The 14,804-nt window shown below is 62.2% G+C and carries 15 protein-coding genes; 5 read left to right on the top strand and 10 right to left on the bottom strand.

Annotated elements, in window-relative coordinates; translation table 11 throughout:
- Positions 1-51: 51 nt before the first annotated feature.
- Complete coding sequence (rpsU, locus tag ACZIRK_RS19195; protein WP_463327937.1) at positions 52-339, top strand: 30S ribosomal protein S21; 288 nt, start codon at positions 52-54, stop codon at positions 337-339.
- Positions 340-499: 160 nt separating this feature from the next.
- Here rpsU and ACZIRK_RS19190 read toward each other — a convergent pair whose 3' ends face one another.
- The 6 genes from ACZIRK_RS19190 to ACZIRK_RS19165 all read right to left on the bottom strand — a co-directional run bounded on the left by ACZIRK_RS19190 (position 500) and on the right by ACZIRK_RS19165 (position 7,181).
- Complete coding sequence (locus ACZIRK_RS19190) at positions 500-1,114, bottom strand: DsrE family protein (RefSeq protein WP_245287251.1); 615 nt, start codon at positions 1,112-1,114, stop codon at positions 500-502.
- Positions 1,089-1,730: a hypothetical protein gene (locus tag ACZIRK_RS19185; protein WP_130229025.1), complete on the bottom strand. Its 642-nt coding sequence runs from the start codon at positions 1,728-1,730 to the stop codon at positions 1,089-1,091. The genes ACZIRK_RS19190 and ACZIRK_RS19185 overlap by 26 nt, the downstream gene beginning before the upstream one ends.
- Positions 1,727-2,770 (bottom strand): TAXI family TRAP transporter solute-binding subunit, encoded by a 1,044-nt coding sequence (locus ACZIRK_RS19180; RefSeq protein ID WP_130229024.1) that lies wholly within the window; start codon positions 2,768-2,770, stop codon positions 1,727-1,729. The genes ACZIRK_RS19185 and ACZIRK_RS19180 overlap by 4 nt, the downstream gene beginning before the upstream one ends.
- A 70-nt stretch (positions 2,771-2,840) precedes the next feature.
- Positions 2,841-4,652, bottom strand: coding sequence for a hypothetical protein (locus ACZIRK_RS19175; protein ID WP_463327936.1), 1,812 nt, complete (start codon positions 4,650-4,652; stop codon positions 2,841-2,843).
- Between the two features lie 951 nt (positions 4,653-5,603).
- Positions 5,604-6,230, bottom strand: coding sequence for a transglutaminase-like cysteine peptidase (locus tag ACZIRK_RS19170; RefSeq protein ID WP_130229022.1), 627 nt, complete (start codon positions 6,228-6,230; stop codon positions 5,604-5,606).
- 333 nt (positions 6,231-6,563) lie between these two features.
- Entirely contained in the window at positions 6,564-7,181 is a 618-nt protein-coding gene (locus ACZIRK_RS19165) for a PilZ domain-containing protein (protein WP_130229021.1), read from the bottom strand.
- Positions 7,182-7,519: 338 nt separating this feature from the next.
- Between ACZIRK_RS19165 and ACZIRK_RS19160 the strand changes: the two genes are divergently transcribed.
- Genes ACZIRK_RS19160 through ACZIRK_RS19150 form a run of 3 tightly spaced genes read left to right on the top strand, consistent with a single transcriptional unit; the run spans position 7,520 to position 11,121 of the window.
- Entirely contained in the window at positions 7,520-8,380 is an 861-nt protein-coding gene (locus tag ACZIRK_RS19160) for an FAD binding domain-containing protein (RefSeq protein WP_463327948.1), read from the top strand.
- A 3-nt stretch (positions 8,381-8,383) separates the two neighbouring features.
- The gene (locus tag ACZIRK_RS19155) at positions 8,384-8,866 is read left to right on the top strand and encodes a (2Fe-2S)-binding protein (protein ID WP_456645541.1); all 483 of its coding nucleotides are present in this window, start codon (positions 8,384-8,386) and stop codon (positions 8,864-8,866) included.
- Positions 8,863-11,121, top strand: coding sequence for a xanthine dehydrogenase family protein molybdopterin-binding subunit (locus ACZIRK_RS19150; protein WP_463327935.1), 2,259 nt, complete (start codon positions 8,863-8,865; stop codon positions 11,119-11,121). Before ACZIRK_RS19155 ends, ACZIRK_RS19150 begins: the two co-directional genes overlap by 4 nt.
- 202 nt (positions 11,122-11,323) lie before the next feature.
- Here the strand turns inward: ACZIRK_RS19150 and ACZIRK_RS19145 are convergent, their stop codons facing one another.
- On the bottom strand, positions 11,324-11,701 hold the full coding sequence (locus ACZIRK_RS19145) for a VOC family protein (protein ID WP_028163227.1): 378 nt from the start codon (positions 11,699-11,701) through the stop codon (positions 11,324-11,326).
- Positions 11,702-12,111: 410 nt separating this feature from the next.
- Between ACZIRK_RS19145 and ACZIRK_RS19140 the strand changes: the two genes are divergently transcribed.
- Positions 12,112-12,603 (top strand): hypothetical protein, encoded by a 492-nt coding sequence (locus tag ACZIRK_RS19140; RefSeq protein ID WP_130230160.1) that lies wholly within the window; start codon positions 12,112-12,114, stop codon positions 12,601-12,603.
- Positions 12,604-12,734: 131 nt separating this feature from the next.
- Here the strand turns inward: ACZIRK_RS19140 and ACZIRK_RS19135 are convergent, their stop codons facing one another.
- The 3 genes from ACZIRK_RS19135 to ACZIRK_RS19125 all read right to left on the bottom strand — a co-directional run bounded on the left by ACZIRK_RS19135 (position 12,735) and on the right by ACZIRK_RS19125 (position 14,627).
- On the bottom strand, positions 12,735-13,058 hold the full coding sequence (locus tag ACZIRK_RS19135; protein ID WP_463327934.1) for a hypothetical protein: 324 nt from the start codon (positions 13,056-13,058) through the stop codon (positions 12,735-12,737).
- A 161-nt stretch (positions 13,059-13,219) separates the two neighbouring features.
- Positions 13,220-13,672 carry a hypothetical protein gene (locus ACZIRK_RS19130; protein ID WP_130230158.1) on the bottom strand — a complete coding sequence of 151 codons (453 nt, stop codon included), beginning with the start codon at positions 13,670-13,672 and terminating at the stop codon, positions 13,220-13,222.
- Between the two features lie 145 nt (positions 13,673-13,817).
- Positions 13,818-14,627, bottom strand: a complete 810-nt coding sequence (locus tag ACZIRK_RS19125) for a hypothetical protein (protein ID WP_130230156.1) — start codon at positions 14,625-14,627, stop codon at positions 13,818-13,820.
- Positions 14,628-14,804 lie beyond the last annotated feature (177 nt).

Raw genomic sequence — 14,804 nt, 5'->3', positions numbered from 1 at the left:
CTGCCGCGACTTCGGCCAACTTGGCGCAGCAACTCTGATGGAGCAATAACCGTGCAAGTAATCGTTCGCGACAACAACGTCGACCAGGCGCTTCGAGTTCTGAAGAGGAAGATGCAGCGCGAGGGCGTGTTCAGGGAAATGAAACGTCGTCGTTCTTACGAAAAGCCCTCGGAAAAGAAGGCCAGGGAGAAATCTGACGCCGTGCGTCGTGCCCGCAAGCTTGCTCGGAAACAGGCCATTCGCGAGGGGCTCATTGCCGCGCCACCTAAAAAGGAAAGAGTCCCGAGCAAGCATCCGCACGTGCTGCCCGCCACTACTGGCGGCACGCGAGGGACCTAACAAGCGCGCGAGGTGGATCATCATCCACTAACGCCAGAGGCGACTGAGCTTGAGCCGAGAGGCCGCCGGATACTGGATGCCCCGCCTTCGCGGGGCATGACGATGGAGTGTGTGAGCGGTGGCCCCCGGGGCGGCGATCACGTCAACGCAAGACGGTGTCTCATAGTTTGACGTAGCTCCAGCCTTGTTCCTGCAGCTCCAGGACGCGGACGACGCCGGATTTCACAATCGTCGCCTGTGGAACGAGATTGATATCCTTGTTCTCCGCCTTACGCATGTTTTCCCGGGTATTGCCGCAGGCTTTAAAGGAGATTTCCGGGTTGCTCATTGCGAGCCCCTCGATGCGCGCCTTCACCGGAGAGGTGTCATCGCGCAGCATGTGAAGACCAGGGCCAAACGTGACAACCTCAATCGACACGTCTTCACCGAGATTGCGGTAGTATTGCGCGACGTTGGTCGCATTGTTCAGTGCGAGATTCATCATCGCAGGGTCATTGGAATTGACCTGCAGCAGGAGCTGATGCGGCTTCTTGGGGATCTCGGTGGGTTTTGTCATCAGCACCAGTTTCTGCTTGCTCGCCTGCTTCTGCGTGCTCAGCCGGTACTGCTTACTTGCTTGCGGCCTCACGTGATCGTCTGGCTGCGCTTGCGTGGTCGGCGCGATCAGGAGCGACATCGCCAAGCTGGCAATGGCTGCTACCGCCAGATTTCCAATTCTGATCATCTTGCTTCTCCCTGTCCCATGACCATCAGTCGCCTGGTCTGGCGACGGCATGTGGCCATCTGCACGCCGCCGCGAGTTTTTCGCGCACAGTCTTCAATCCGCCGAGCAGGAAATGCGCCTCCTGAGCCGCGCCGGTGCGGGTGGAAAGACGGACGGCGATGTCGCCCTCTTCGGGCAACGATTGCAGCAGGTGCACGACGTCACCCCGGAAAGCGGCACCGGGCCCGAATGATGGCGAGGCGGCCGCAAGCTGCACCGGCGGATTCGCATTGACGCGGTAGGAGATGGTGTATTCCTCGGCACGGCCTGATACCGCCGGTCCAGCGAGCACGAGCTCGGTGCGGCCTTTGCGGCAGTGGATCGCGAGTTGCATCGCGGTGCTATCCGACTCACCGCGAGCGGATGTGGTGGCGGTGACGATTGGCGAATAGTCCACCGGCGATGTGGTCTCGCTGAGCAGCCAGTTGTCGTACGGCGCCGGGCGACCAGGCGGCGCTATCTTACGTGATAGATCGTCCAGACATTGTAGCCGGGCCGGCCCCTCCATCACCGAGCACGCCCGAAGATTTATCATCGGATCGTTCGTGCTTTGAGCGTAGGCGATGCCGCAAGCCATTTTGCAAGCCATTTTGAACGTGACGGCGAGGGGAAAAGCAGCGGCCTTCATGGAGGCGCCTGTGCGCTGCGCGCCTTGTGATTCAGCCATTCCTGCGCGGCCGGGAAGCGGGTTAGTCCGGGGACGGTCGCTGCGAGATTGATCGACTGCCATTTCGGGTCAAAGCCTGGCGCCTGCAGGCGGTCTATTCGCGAGAACAGGTAGTCGACGAAGCGCGCGACGCGTTGATAATGGTTCGACCGCGGCGGCCAATTGAACGCGACAAGCGCGGTCGGCACCGCGATCGTCGACACCCGCTCGCCCTGCTTGATCAGATTGGGATACTCATTTGTCTCCAGTGTCGCGGGCAGGTAATAGTCCTCGAACTTGCTGTCGTATTGGACCGGGAGAAACTTGAATCCCGCGTCCCAGCGGCCGCGCACGAAGGCGTCGACCGGTTTCGACGTGATGAACACCACCGCCGCCATCTCACCTTTGCGCATCTGTTCCAGGGCGAGCTGATGGGGAATGAACGTCTTCTCGACCTCGATGCCGAGACGGCTGAAGATCAGTGGTCCCGAATAGGCGGCTGCGGTGCCCTTGGTGTTGAAGTTCACTTTCCTGCCGGCGAGATCTTGCAGGCCTGTGATTTCCGGTCGGACGAAAATATGCAGCTCCGACGGGAAGAGATTGAGCAGGTAAGTGATGCGCTTTCGGATCTGCGGCACTTGAATCTTGTACTCTTCGAGCGCGTCGGAGTTGATGATCGCGGTATCGACGCCGCGCAGATAGAGCAGCGAGTTCAGATTCTCGGTGGCGCCCCGGGTGACGATCGGTAGCAGATGCATGTTTGCTCCGTCATCGACGACGCGGGCCATTTCCGCAGCCAGGCGAATTGGTGCTCCCTCCAGCAAGCCGCCAGCGAGCCCGACGGTCCAAGCGTTCATGCGGTCTTTTTCGGTCCCCGGCGGCAAGGACCGTCGAACCACTTGTGCATTGCCCTTCGAGGGTTGCGCGGTCTGTGCGTCCAAGTCAGCCGGTTGAAGCATCATGGCGGCCAGCACCAGCGCGGCGAGCAGGAGCAACGAGCGTGGCGTTGACAGTGTGTTCATGTCAGTCCCCCTCTTGATCACCAACTGCAGCAGCCAGCGTCATCATGTGGAACGCAACAATCTCATCCGCTCACCGGGGCAACGCGTCGAGCCGGTCCTTGGCTTCGCGAATACCGCCGCTGTGTGCCTTCGCGTAGAACTCTCGCGCCTTGGCCGCTTCGCCGCGTGTTCCATAGGTGCCCCAGGCGGATAAAACCGCGGGATCATATGTCTCCGCGAGCATAAAACTTGCCCGCGCATTGTCGTTCTCGGCGGCACGCTCGAGCACTATCCTTGCTGCGCCGATATTGCCCTGGCCGAGCAACGCACTGGCGCGCGCGATCAATCGGGCCGCCTCCGTCTTGTCCTGGTCTGCGGCTGTTGGGGGCTCCGATACGGCGGCTGCCACGGTTTGTGTCACCGGCACTATCGGGCCTTCAATTGCGCGGCCGACGGTCACGCTCTCATCGACGGGGCGCCGCGCCGATGCAAGATCCCGTGCCATGGCTTCGGTTCTGCTCCGCTCCTGCTGCAGAGACTGCCGCAGTTCCGCAATCTCTCGCTCCGCTGCCTGTCTCTGCTGCGCGGCTGCATCGTTCGCCTTGCGCGACTGTACGTCCCTAGCCTCGATCTCGCGGCGCGTTCCGGTAAGTTCGTTTGTGAGCGCCGCGGCGCGGGCCTGCGCCTCTTCGAGCGCGCGACGTTGTTGCTCGGCGCTTGCCGTTGCCGCGTGCGCGGTCTTGGCCTCCTCCACGATACTGGCCGTCTTTTCCCGCTCCTGCTGCAGCGATTGCCGCAGTTCCGCGATGGTGGCCTCCGCCGTCTGCTTCTGCTGGACGGCTTCATCAACTGCCTTCTGCGACTGCGTGGCCTTGGTCTCGATCTCGCTGCTCGTTCCGGCAAGCTCACTCGCGAGTGCCGCGGCACGCATCTGCGCCTCGTCGAGCGCGCGGCGTTGCTGCTCGGCGCTCGCCGTCATCGCCTGCCGCGCCGCGCCGACCTCCTGGGTGAGGGCGGCGGTCTTTTCCTGCTCCTGCTGCAGCGACTGTCGCAGTTCCGCGATCTCGCGCTCCGTCGTCTGTGTCTGTTGCGCGGTCGCATCGTCAGGGTTGGGCGACTGTATGTCCCGGGTCTCGGTCTCGCGGTGCGTTCCGGCAAGTTCGTTCGCAAGCGCCGCGGCGTGGGCCTGTTCCTGTTGAAGCGACTGGCGCAGCTCCTCTGCTGCAATTTCCGCAGCCTCCCAGCGCTGTATCGCATCGTGCTGAAACTTGCTCGACAGCGCCAGCATCGTCTCCAAGTCGCCGCGGACTTTTGTGAGTTCGGCTGTCAGTGCGGCGGATCTGTCGCGTTCTTGGTCAAGCGACCGCTGCAATTCCGCGGACGTGGCCGCCGCAGGCCCGCCCGCCGGTGCGTCCCTGTACGAAGTCTCATCGTCGAGTGCTTGGCGACGCTGCACTGTGCCCGCCAACGACTCCTGTCGTGAAAGATCGGTCTCCTGCATGAGGACTGCCGTCGTTCCGCGCTGAACGAGCGTTTGCCACCCGGCGACCTCAGGCTTCAGCCCGACGGCGCGCCCGGCTTCGACCGTCTTCGAAATTTCGGTTCCGCTGAATTGGTCGAACACACCGATCAGCGCAGCAGCAACGAGGATTGCGGCGATCAAAGAACCCGCTAACCATTGGCTCGCACGACCGATCTGGAGCCGACCGCTCGATCGATCGTCTTGAAACACATCCTCGGTTATCGGGTACCAATGCGCTGGCGCGATTCTGATGGGATGCCCATTTTTCCAAACCCATTCGCTCGCTTCACGTGACCAATGAGCGACATCAAAGGCCCCGGTCGCACTCTCGACCCAGATATCCTGTCCGTCCCTTGGTGCAGTATCAATTGGCCGGCGCATGTATGACGCCTTCGCATGTCTTCGTATTCAATCAGACCACGTGCAATCGGACTGTCGCCGCAGCAATTCGAGCGGTCGCGGCACCCCTAATGTCGCAAGGAGAAAAACATCATTTAAATATAATTTAAAGTCAAATTAAATCACGCAGATCTCGGCGCGGGCTGCTGAGCTGTGCGTCCGGACGCCGGCTTGGCGGCTTCAGGCCGCTGACTGAGCCTTGGAATTCCGACGGAAAGGTGCGCCGCCAGATATATTGCCGTGAAACCAAAGTTCCATCGGTTGGCGTTTATTATTATAAAAATGGCATTTAATTGTTTAATGAAAAGAAAGAGGTAATAAATATTGCCACCCCGAAGGTTGCTTTTATTGGGCTGGCAGTATCAGGGATTGCGACCGCCAGCCTTCGCGGGACAAGCGGTCATTTCCTGCAATCAATGGCGCCTCAGCTAGGCGCTATCGTGCGCAAGCCCGCCAAGCCGCCTGGTTGAGTCCGGCAGCATCAAAGCACGGGTTCGCACGGCGATGGTTGGCACGGCGGGGCAGACGCATCTAGCTGGCGCCATCGACCCCCGAGCCAAGGCGGCCAGCGCCAATCATGTCAGCGCAAGCGCAACAAGGCCGGAGCACAACAGGACGATCCCCGCAATGGTGACGGCGAGAAAGCTGTAAGAGGCAAATTCTTCACGCATGGCGCACCTCAAAAAGCAGTCCCCGCAATACCTTCTGATCGTCGTTCTCCAGCACCCAACACCAACATAGTCCGCGCCCGTTTCCGCAGAATTTCGATCAACCGGAAAACGGTTTCGTCACCCGTACCGATTGTTTCGTGATCGTTACACACGTGCGGGCCAAAAAGGTGCGGCCAGGCTTTGGGGGAAGCCTGGCCGCGCGCGAACCGGTCTGGGACGGGGAGGGGTGGGGATGTGACCGGGTCGCGTGTTCGATGGTCCCTTATTGCCGCGAGCTGGCGGTGGCGACCGCCGGACGGTTGTCGCCGAGCGAGACCCAGACGTTAGGGTCGCTCTGCGACTGCCGCTTGACGAAGCGGTAGCCGGTTGCAGTCCAGGCGACGACGTCCTCGTTCTGGTTGTCGAGGATGAACTCGCCCTTGTCGGTCTTCACGGTCAGCACAGCGTGGCCTTCGCCTTTCTTGTCGCGCACGACAGTGATCAACAGCGCCTCGCGCGGCCAGCCGGCATCGATCAGCATCTTGCGCTTCAGGAGCACGTAGTCCTCGCAGTCGCCGTAGCCGTCAGTCGGCAACGACCATTTCTCGATCACGCCCCAATGATCCATGTCGGTCATCGGCTTGATGGTCTCGTTGACCCATTTGTTGACCCGGAGCAGATCGCGCCACGCCGTCTGCGACAGCACGATGTCGCGCGGTTGTGTCGCGCCGCCGCGGCAATCGACCGGATTGTCGGCGCAGAATTCGACCCAGCCGATCGGCGAACGCGTGGTGTCGCCGAGGCTGGCATAGACCACGTCGCCCGCTTTCGCCGCGACGCTGGTAGTGACGCTTAGTCCGAACAGGATGGCGGCAACCGCCCATCCTTTCCCCTGTCCCCTGAAAACCATTGTGGCCCCCGTTTTTCTCGTTGGGACCACGTTTCGCACAAAGGTTTTGCGGTGCGGCTAAGTCAGCAAAGGTGATTTGACGTGAATGCAAGTAAAGCTAGCAGCGAATTCGATCTATACTTGAAGCAAACTCGACTAAAATTCGAGACAACTGCAATTGATTCAAATTTTACGCATTAACATCCTGACGCTATGCCAGAAGGTCTTTTGCGTCTCCAAATCCGCCCGCGTTAACCGCGTGCAGTGGGCGCCAGACGAGGCAAAGGCGGCGTCCGCCATCGCGGATGCCGCCTCGTTCGAGCTGAAAATCAGGGGATTTGAGCCTCGCGCGCTTTACCGCGCGGTAACTGCGTCTTCGAGCGTCTCGGCGGCCTGCTCGTGGACGAACTCCAGCGCGAAGCCGTCGTCGAGGTTTCGCACCACGCGCGACTGCACGCGGCCGAGCATCACCAGCGATTTCACCGGCGGCCGGTTCTCGGCGGCGATCGCAGCACCCGACAGCGAGAGGTCGATGATGCGGCAGGTCATCTTGCTGCCGTCCTCCAGCGTGAGCAGCGCGATCGGATTGCGCGGCACGATACGGTCGTGGCGGCGGTCTTCCGGCAGATTGAGGATGTCGCGGTTGGCGAGCCAGGTGAGCTGCGCGGCGAGCTTGTCGCGCTTGCGCGGCGTCGAGACGATGGTCATCGCAAAGCCGTTGTCGATGATGCGGGTGATCTTGCCTTCGACGCGGCCGATATGGTCGAGATAGGCGATCACGCGGTCGCCGACATTGCCGATGCCGGGCGCCAGCAGCGCGAGCCCGCCGGGCGACATGTTAATAATCTGGCAAGGAAATTCGCGGCGGTCAGGCAGCATGTAGCGGCCGAGCAGGTGCACCTTGACGCGCTGGAAGCGCCGCCGTTCCTCCTGTGCCGGGAAGACCGTAGGTTTCTTTTGTGCAAACGACATCACCGCCACCCGACAACCGGCCTTCCGGCGCGGCACGACCCTACGGCTGACAGGGTTAATGAGCGGTTAGCCGCGGTTGCATCAAGTATGGGCACGCACGCGACCGATGGGCGCAATCCGCGCCGCCGGCGAGCGCTCGCGACCGCGCGGATCGTGACCGTTTTGTGTGAAGGCGGCGGCTTACTCATATACAAATTCTCTTTGCGCATGGGGGCCCGCCACTTCGTCCGGGCTCGGAGGCTGTTCCGATGGCAAGCCGGCGTGTAGTCTGCTCGCGAGGCCCCGTAGAGGGCAGGCAACGAAGAACGAGGGAGGCATCGGACACGAGCATGACCGATATCCGATACGTCGCGCCGCAGACGCTTGATGAAGCGGTCGGCGCTTATGCCGCGGCGGGCAGCGCCGCGCGCATCCTGGCCGGCGGCACGGATCTCCTGGTGCAGATGCGCTCGGGCGCGGTGCAACCGGGTCTGATCGTCGACATCAAGAAAATCAAAGAACTCACTGCCATCGAAGAACTTTCCGATGGTGGTTTCCGCTTCGGCGCTGCGGTGCCGGGCGCCGTGCTGGCCGAGCATCCGCGCTTTGGCAAGATTTGGCCCGGCGTGTTGGAGGCGGTGAACCTGATCGGTTCCACCCAGGTGCAGGGCCGCGCCTCCGCCGGCGGCAATCTCTGCAACGCCTCGCCGGCCGGCGACAGCGTCCCGGCGATGATCGCTGCCGGCGCCGTCGTCACCGTGCAGGGCCCAAGCGGCCGCCGCGAATTGAAGGTGGAGGATGTTCCCGCCGGCCCCGGCCGCACCAGTCTCAAGCCGGGTGAGATCCTGGTCTCCTTCACGCTGCCGCCGCGCCCCCCTCGCTCCGGCGACGCCTACCTCCGCATGATCCCGCGTACCGAGATGGATATCGCAGTCGTCGGTTGCGGCGTCAGCCTGACACTGAAGGACGGCGTCTGCACTCACGCCCGCGTCGGCTTAGGCGCCGTGGCGCCGACCGCGCTGCTGGTCGCGCCGGCGGCGCAGGCGCTGATCGGCTCGCGCCTCGATGACGCCGCGCTGAACGCCGCCGCCAATGCCTGCCGTGCCGCCTGCCGTCCGATCGACGACAAGCGCGGCACCATCGCCTACCGCACCCAAATCGCGGGCGTATTGCTCAAGCGCACCGTGAAGATCGCCGCAGAACGCGCGCAAGGGAAATGACAAATGGCAAAGCTGCACGTCTCCACCACCGTCAACGGCGAGCCCTTGGAATTCCTCTGCGAGCCCTTTGAAACCATGCTGGACGCGCTGCGCAACCAGCTCGCGCTCACCGGCTCCAAGGAAGGCTGCGCCTCCGGCGATTGCGGCGCCTGCTCGATCACGCTGGATGATCGATTGGTCTGTTCGTGCCTGATGCTCGCCGCCGAAGCGGAGGGACGCGAGATCAGGACCATCGAGGGCATGGCGCGCGGCGGCCGCCTGCATCCGCTGCAGGAGAAGTTTCTGGAGCAGGCCGCGCTGCAGTGCGGCATCTGTACCTCCGGCATGCTGGTCGCCTCCGAGGCGCTCTTACGCAAGAACCCGCACCCGAGCGAGGAGGAAGTCCGCTTCTGGCTCGCCGGAAATCTCTGCCGCTGCACCGGCTACGACAAGATTGTTCGCGCGGTGCTTGAGACCGCCGCTGAAATCCGGGAGGCCGCGCAATGAACATTGTCGTCAACAACAAGTGGATCGGCCAGCGCACCATCCGTCCCGATGGCGTCGACAAGGTCACGGGACGCGCCGCCTTTGCTGCCGACACCACCATGCCCGGCATGATCTGGGGCAAGGTGCTGCGCAGCCCGCATCCGCATGCGCGCATCCGCTCGATCGACACCTCCAAGGCCGAAGCCTTGCCCGGCGTGAAGGCCGTCGTCACCTCGCGCGACGTCGTCGACTTCCCGCTGGATAAATCCGTGATGCTCGGCATCCAGGACATGCGCTGGATGTGCCGGAACGTGATGGCGCGCGACAAGGCGCTGTTCCCCGGCCATCCCGTCGCCGCGGTAGCCGCCACCACGGAGGCGATCGCAGCAAAGGCCTGCGAATTGATCGAGGTCGATTACGAGGTCTTGCCTTTCTTGATCGAGATCGAGGATGCGATCAAGCCTGACGCCCCGATCCTGCACGAGTTCAACAAGTTCGAAGGCAAGCCGTCGAACATCGTGGGCACCCTCGAGCACAAGAAGGGCGACATCGAAGAGGGCTTCAAACAGGCCGATGTCATCATCGAGCGCACCTTCACCACCCGCCCGGTGCACCAGGGCTATATCGAGCCGCACGCCTGCCTGATCTCGGTCGCAGCCGATGGCAAGACCACGATCTGGAGCTCGAGCCAGGGCCAGTTCATGGTCCGTGCGATGACGTCGATGCTGACAGGCATCCCGCAGAGCGACATCCGCGCCATCCCCGCCGAGATCGGCGGCGGCTTCGGCGGCAAGACCATCGTCTATCTCGAGCCGCTGGCGACGCTGCTCGCCAAGAAATCCGGCCGCCCGGTCAAGATGGTGATGACGCGCGAGGAGGTGATGCGCGCCACCGGCCCAACGTCAGGCTCGAAGAGCACAGTGAAGATCGGCGCGAAGAAGGACGGCACCATCGTCGCCGCGCAAGGCACATTCTATCTGCAGGCCGGCGCCTTCCCGGGCTCGCCGATCCGCGGCGCCGCCGGCTGCAGCTTTGCGCCCTACGACATCGCGAACGTGCTCTCGGTCGGCTTTGATGTCTGCTCCAACCGCTCCAAGGTCGCGGCCTATCGCGCGCCCGGCGCGCCGATCGGCGCCTATGCGGTGGAATGCGTGCTCGATGAGGTCGCCGAAAGCCTGAACATGGACCCGCTCGAGTTCCGCCTGAAGAACGCAGCGAAGGAGGGCACCAAGGCCGCGCACGGCCCGGTTTTCCCCCGCATCGGCTATATCGAGACGCTGGAAGCCGCCAAGAACTCGCCGCATTACAGCACGCCAACAGGCAAGCTGCAGGGCAGGGGCGTCGCCTCCGGCTTCTGGTTCAACGCCGGCGGTGAATCCTCGGCGCAGGTCAACATCACCGAGGACGGCAACGTCGTGGTCACCACCGGCCATCCTGACATCGGCGGCTCGCGCGCCGGCATCGCCAATGTCTGCGCCGAACTGCTCGGCATCGACTATCGCCGCGTCTCCGTCATCATCGGAGACACCCAGACGGTCGGCTTCTCCAATCTCACCGGCGGCAGCCGCGTGTTGTTTGCCTCCTCGATGGTGGTGACACAGGCGACCGAGAAGGTGATCAACACCTTGCGCGAACGCGCCGCAAAGATCTGGGAGATCGATCCCGAAGCCGTGAAATGGGAGAACGGCGCCGCGCATCCTGCCAGCCCGAACGCCGGCCAGTTCGAGCCGCTCACGCTCGAACAGCTCGCCGAGAAAGCCCCTCAGCAGGGCGGTCCGATCGGCGCCGGCGTGCAACTCAACACCCAAGGCGCCGACGGCGGCTTCGGCACCCATATCTGCGACGTCGAGGTCGACATCGAGCTCGGCATCGCCCGTGTCATCAGATACACGGCGGTGCAGGACGTCGGCCGCGCCGTTCATCCCGGCTATGTCGAAGGCCAGCTCCAGGGCGGCGTCGCGCAAGGGATCGGCTGGGCGCTGAACGAGGAATACATCTACCGCAGCGACGGCAAGGTCGATAACCCCGGCTTCCTCGACTACCGCATGCCGGTCTGCTCCGACCTGCCGATGCTCGACACCATCCTGGTCGAAGTCCCGAACCCGAAACACCCCCAAGGCGTCAAGGGCGTCGGCGAAGTGCCGCTGGTGCCGGTGATGGCGGCGGTTGCAAACGCGATCTACCGCGCGACCGGCAAACGCTTCTACGCCCTGCCGATGTCCCCGCCGAAGGTGCTCGCGAGTTTGGACGAGCCGGTGCAGCAGGCGGCAGAGTAGCTGGGGAGGGCGGTCAATCCGCTCGCACCGTCATTGCGAGCCACCGGGTCGGCGCATAGCGCCGCCCGATGACAGGCTCCGCGAAGCAATCCATTTCACCGCTTGGGGAGAGATGGATTGCTTCGTCGCTTACGCTCCTCGCAATGACGCTGCGGCTATCATGCGCGTAGGATGGGTAGAGCGGAAGCGAAACCCATCAACCTTACGCCATCCGATGCACGGCACACAACTTGTTGCCGTCATGATCGCGCAGATAGGCGATATACATCTTCATCCCGTTGCCTTCGCGGATGCCGGGCGGGTCTTCACAGGTCGTGCCGCCATTGGCAAGTCCCGCTGCATGGAAGGCATCGACCGCCGCGGGCGACTCCGCATTGAAGCCGATCGTGCCGCCATTGGCGAAGGTCGCCGCCTTGCCGTCGATCGGCTTCGACACCGAGAACGTCCCCGTCTTCGTGCGCCAGAACACCCGATGCCGGTCGACAAATCCCGGCCTCACGCCGAGCGTGCCGAGCAGCGCGTCATAAAACGCCTTGGACTTGTCGAGGTCGTTGGTTCCGATCATCACATGCGAGAACATTCTACCTGTCCCTCCCGTTGCGCGACGTTCATTCCGCTGCGACGCCGCTTCGCAGAAGATGTTCCTAGCAGAAGGTTGGGCGGGGATGGAAGTCCGGGACGGGTGCCGGGCGGCGCAATCGAGACGTCCGCCGGGCGGAATAACCTTCTGCTTTCGCCGCACAAGCAAAGGCGAAAGGCGCGATCCGCGGGCGCGAAGACAGCGGATGACGCTAACGCCAACCCGCGCGCTCTCCGCAAGGCTTGCCGATCCGAAAGCGCGCGATGTCGTCAGTCAGGAGCGAGCGCGTCCTGCTTTCAGAAGACGCGGTCTCGGCGCGCCACGTTTGGACAGCACTGCTGCCTCAATATCCCTCCCGCTCCCCTCCCGCCGGTGGCGCCTCAAGAAAAGCCCAGCGCGAAGGGAACCGGATGCGCAAGATCGCAATTCTAGGCCTGCAGGCACATAGCTGCGGCAAGTTGACCCTTGCACAACAACTTACAAAGGGTGCGAAAATGCCACGGGTGAACCAAGCTACAAAGCAGGCGCGTACAACCAAAGCCGCCGCCGTAACGGCGTTCGGTACAGCGGGCCTCGGTCTTTCGCTGGCGGGGAGCGCGTCTGCGTCCGCGATACCCACCGCTGACATCCCGCAGTCCGACGACTTCTCGCCCAATCAGCGCCTGGTCCTTGGTGAAGAGGAAATGGCCGACGTCAGTCTCGCCACGTTCTATCTGTTCGATAAGGAAAACGCCGACCCCGGCGTGCAACTGGCCGCCGTTGTCGTTCGCGGCTGCCGAGGTTGCGGTGGTTGCCGCGGCTGCCGCGCCTGCCGTGGCTGCGGAGTAGGCTGGCGTGGCTGCGGTGGCTGTGGAGGTTGCGGCGGCTGCTGCGCCCGCTGGGGCCGCTGCCGCTGGTGCTAGGTTCACGACCTCACCGCTAAACGACAAAGCTTGACGAACTGCCGGGCGGCGCCGTCCGCCCGCAAGTCGGCGACGATGTTCCGCGTCGCCGATCGGCAGCGTTTGGCAAATCCTGAAAGGCCCGCGCACGGCTATCGAACGACAGCCGCCTCGCCGATCCACCGACCCTCCCAGAGATAAAAGCGATCCGTCGCTCCGAGCGCTTGCGCCGCCTCTTCGCGACACAAGAACACGAAACCCAGCCGCCTCCGCTCGCCCGGCATCATGGCGCGTTCGAGCAGCGGATAACCATCCCAGCCCTCATCAACACTTCTGTCCTTGGTGCACGGGCAGCCCCAGCCAAGACGAACCGGCCCAGTCCTTCCACCTGCCTCGACCGGATAAAGATAGAGGTCCGCAATCAAGTCAGGCGTTACGGAGTGCAAGGCTTCGCGGAATGCGGTCTCGCGTGTCACAGCCACACCTCAACGCGTAGGGCGGATCAGCCACCGGGTCCGCGCTTCGCGCGGCCCGATGACAGGCTCCGCGTAGTCCGCCGTTCACGTACCACAAAACGGCGGATCACGTCTTCGGCTGATCCGCCCTGTGAGCTGCGACGCAGCTTCGCAGGAAGGTCTTAGTTCTTGGCGGGGCACTTGGCCCGAATCTCTCCGAGAAGCTTTCGCATATTCTCAAAGTAAATTTCGTCGAGAGCCGGGGGCATGTCTTCGCAGATGTATTGGTGATGGTACTTGATCTCTTCATCGAAGCTTTTTCGCCATTCCGGCTTGTCGAATGCTTCCAGCATCTCGTCGTACGCAAACAGCAGATGCGCGACGTAATTTTTGTATTGGGCGAGTTTCTTTCGGTCTGCCTTGATCTCCAACAGATCAGGCTCAGCGTATTCCGGGTGCCGCAACGCAGATTCGCTGTATGACATGTAGACTTGGCGGGCAGCCACTTCTTTGAAGTTCTTGCTGATGAAGTAGACTTGAGCAACGACGATGACGAAGGCGAAGCCAGCAATGACCGCGGATGCGATTTGCGCCCAGTTCGACTTCGGCCGATTGTTCTCAGATTGAGCGGACATATTTAGACCAAGGTGGAGTAGATAGGGGGTGAGTGAAGCTAGCCTCCGCGTAGTCAGCGGATTGGCGGGGGGGGGGGGGAGGAGAGGCAGTCCGTAGGGCGGATTAGCGCAGCGTAATCCGCCGGTCACATCCGAAAAGCGGACCCTATGAGCAGCCGCCATCCAACCTGCTATCCACGACCTTGATGTCGCTCCCGTAATCGCTCGGCAAGAACGGTCGCTTAATAGGCACGGCAGCGAGTTTAGTGGCAGTCACGCGGAATAGAACGAAACTTGCGCAACCGCCATTACCGATGAACGACTTCATCTCGTCATCCAGTTCAGCATTTCGGTACGAGACCGCGTCAAACGGATAAGGACCAAACGCGTATTTATAGCTACCATCCTCAGTGGGCCCAGCCTCCCTGGGGCGAATGCCCACAATGAGGCGATACTTCGCGCGATCTGCTTTCTGCGTATATCTCTCGACGTCGATGTCGTCGCGGGACAGGCTAAAGGAAGCCGCCTCAGCGGTCTTGATTGCTGCCCAGGTGTTGAAAGAGGCGGTTTCTCTTGATGCGGGATCAAAGCCGGAAATATGTCCCTCGGCCTTGCTCCAATAGGTGGTGAAGCCCGTTATCAGGGCAGAGATGATGGTAGCCAGGAACGGGAGCAAGATGGCTAATTTCTTCCAACGGTCGGCCTCCACCTCAACCTTCGTTTTTTCATTTTCCGGTATGAGCGTTTCCGGAATGACGATATCCGCAACTATCTCGGTTGGAGGACGTTGGATCACCCAACGTATCATGGGAGGGCCAAGAAGTTTTTCCCAGTTCTTGGAATCTACCCGATTCCCATTGACGTAGACGTTCTTCACATCGGCTGACGGGATGCCGAGCGCGGGACAATGCCATGCCTTCTTCGAAGGATCCCAATCGTCTTCTGTCAGTCGCGTTGAGAAAGCGATCTCAGGCATGTCGGCCACTCCAGCAACCCGCTGAAAAACACGAATCGGTTTGCAATTTCCTGCAACAAGCGGAGGTTGATGAGTGCGAGAGCATGCCGGCCTTGTCAAGCATTCGTGCCGAATGTCGGCCGTGTCGGGGGTAGCTCTGTCGGTGGGGGCGACTGTTGGAGGTAAGATCTGCGCGGC

This window comes from Bradyrhizobium sp. Leo114 (assembly GCF_055229415.2).
The sequence above is the reverse complement of the archived record's forward strand: the minus strand, read 5'-3'. Positions and strand labels throughout refer to the sequence as shown.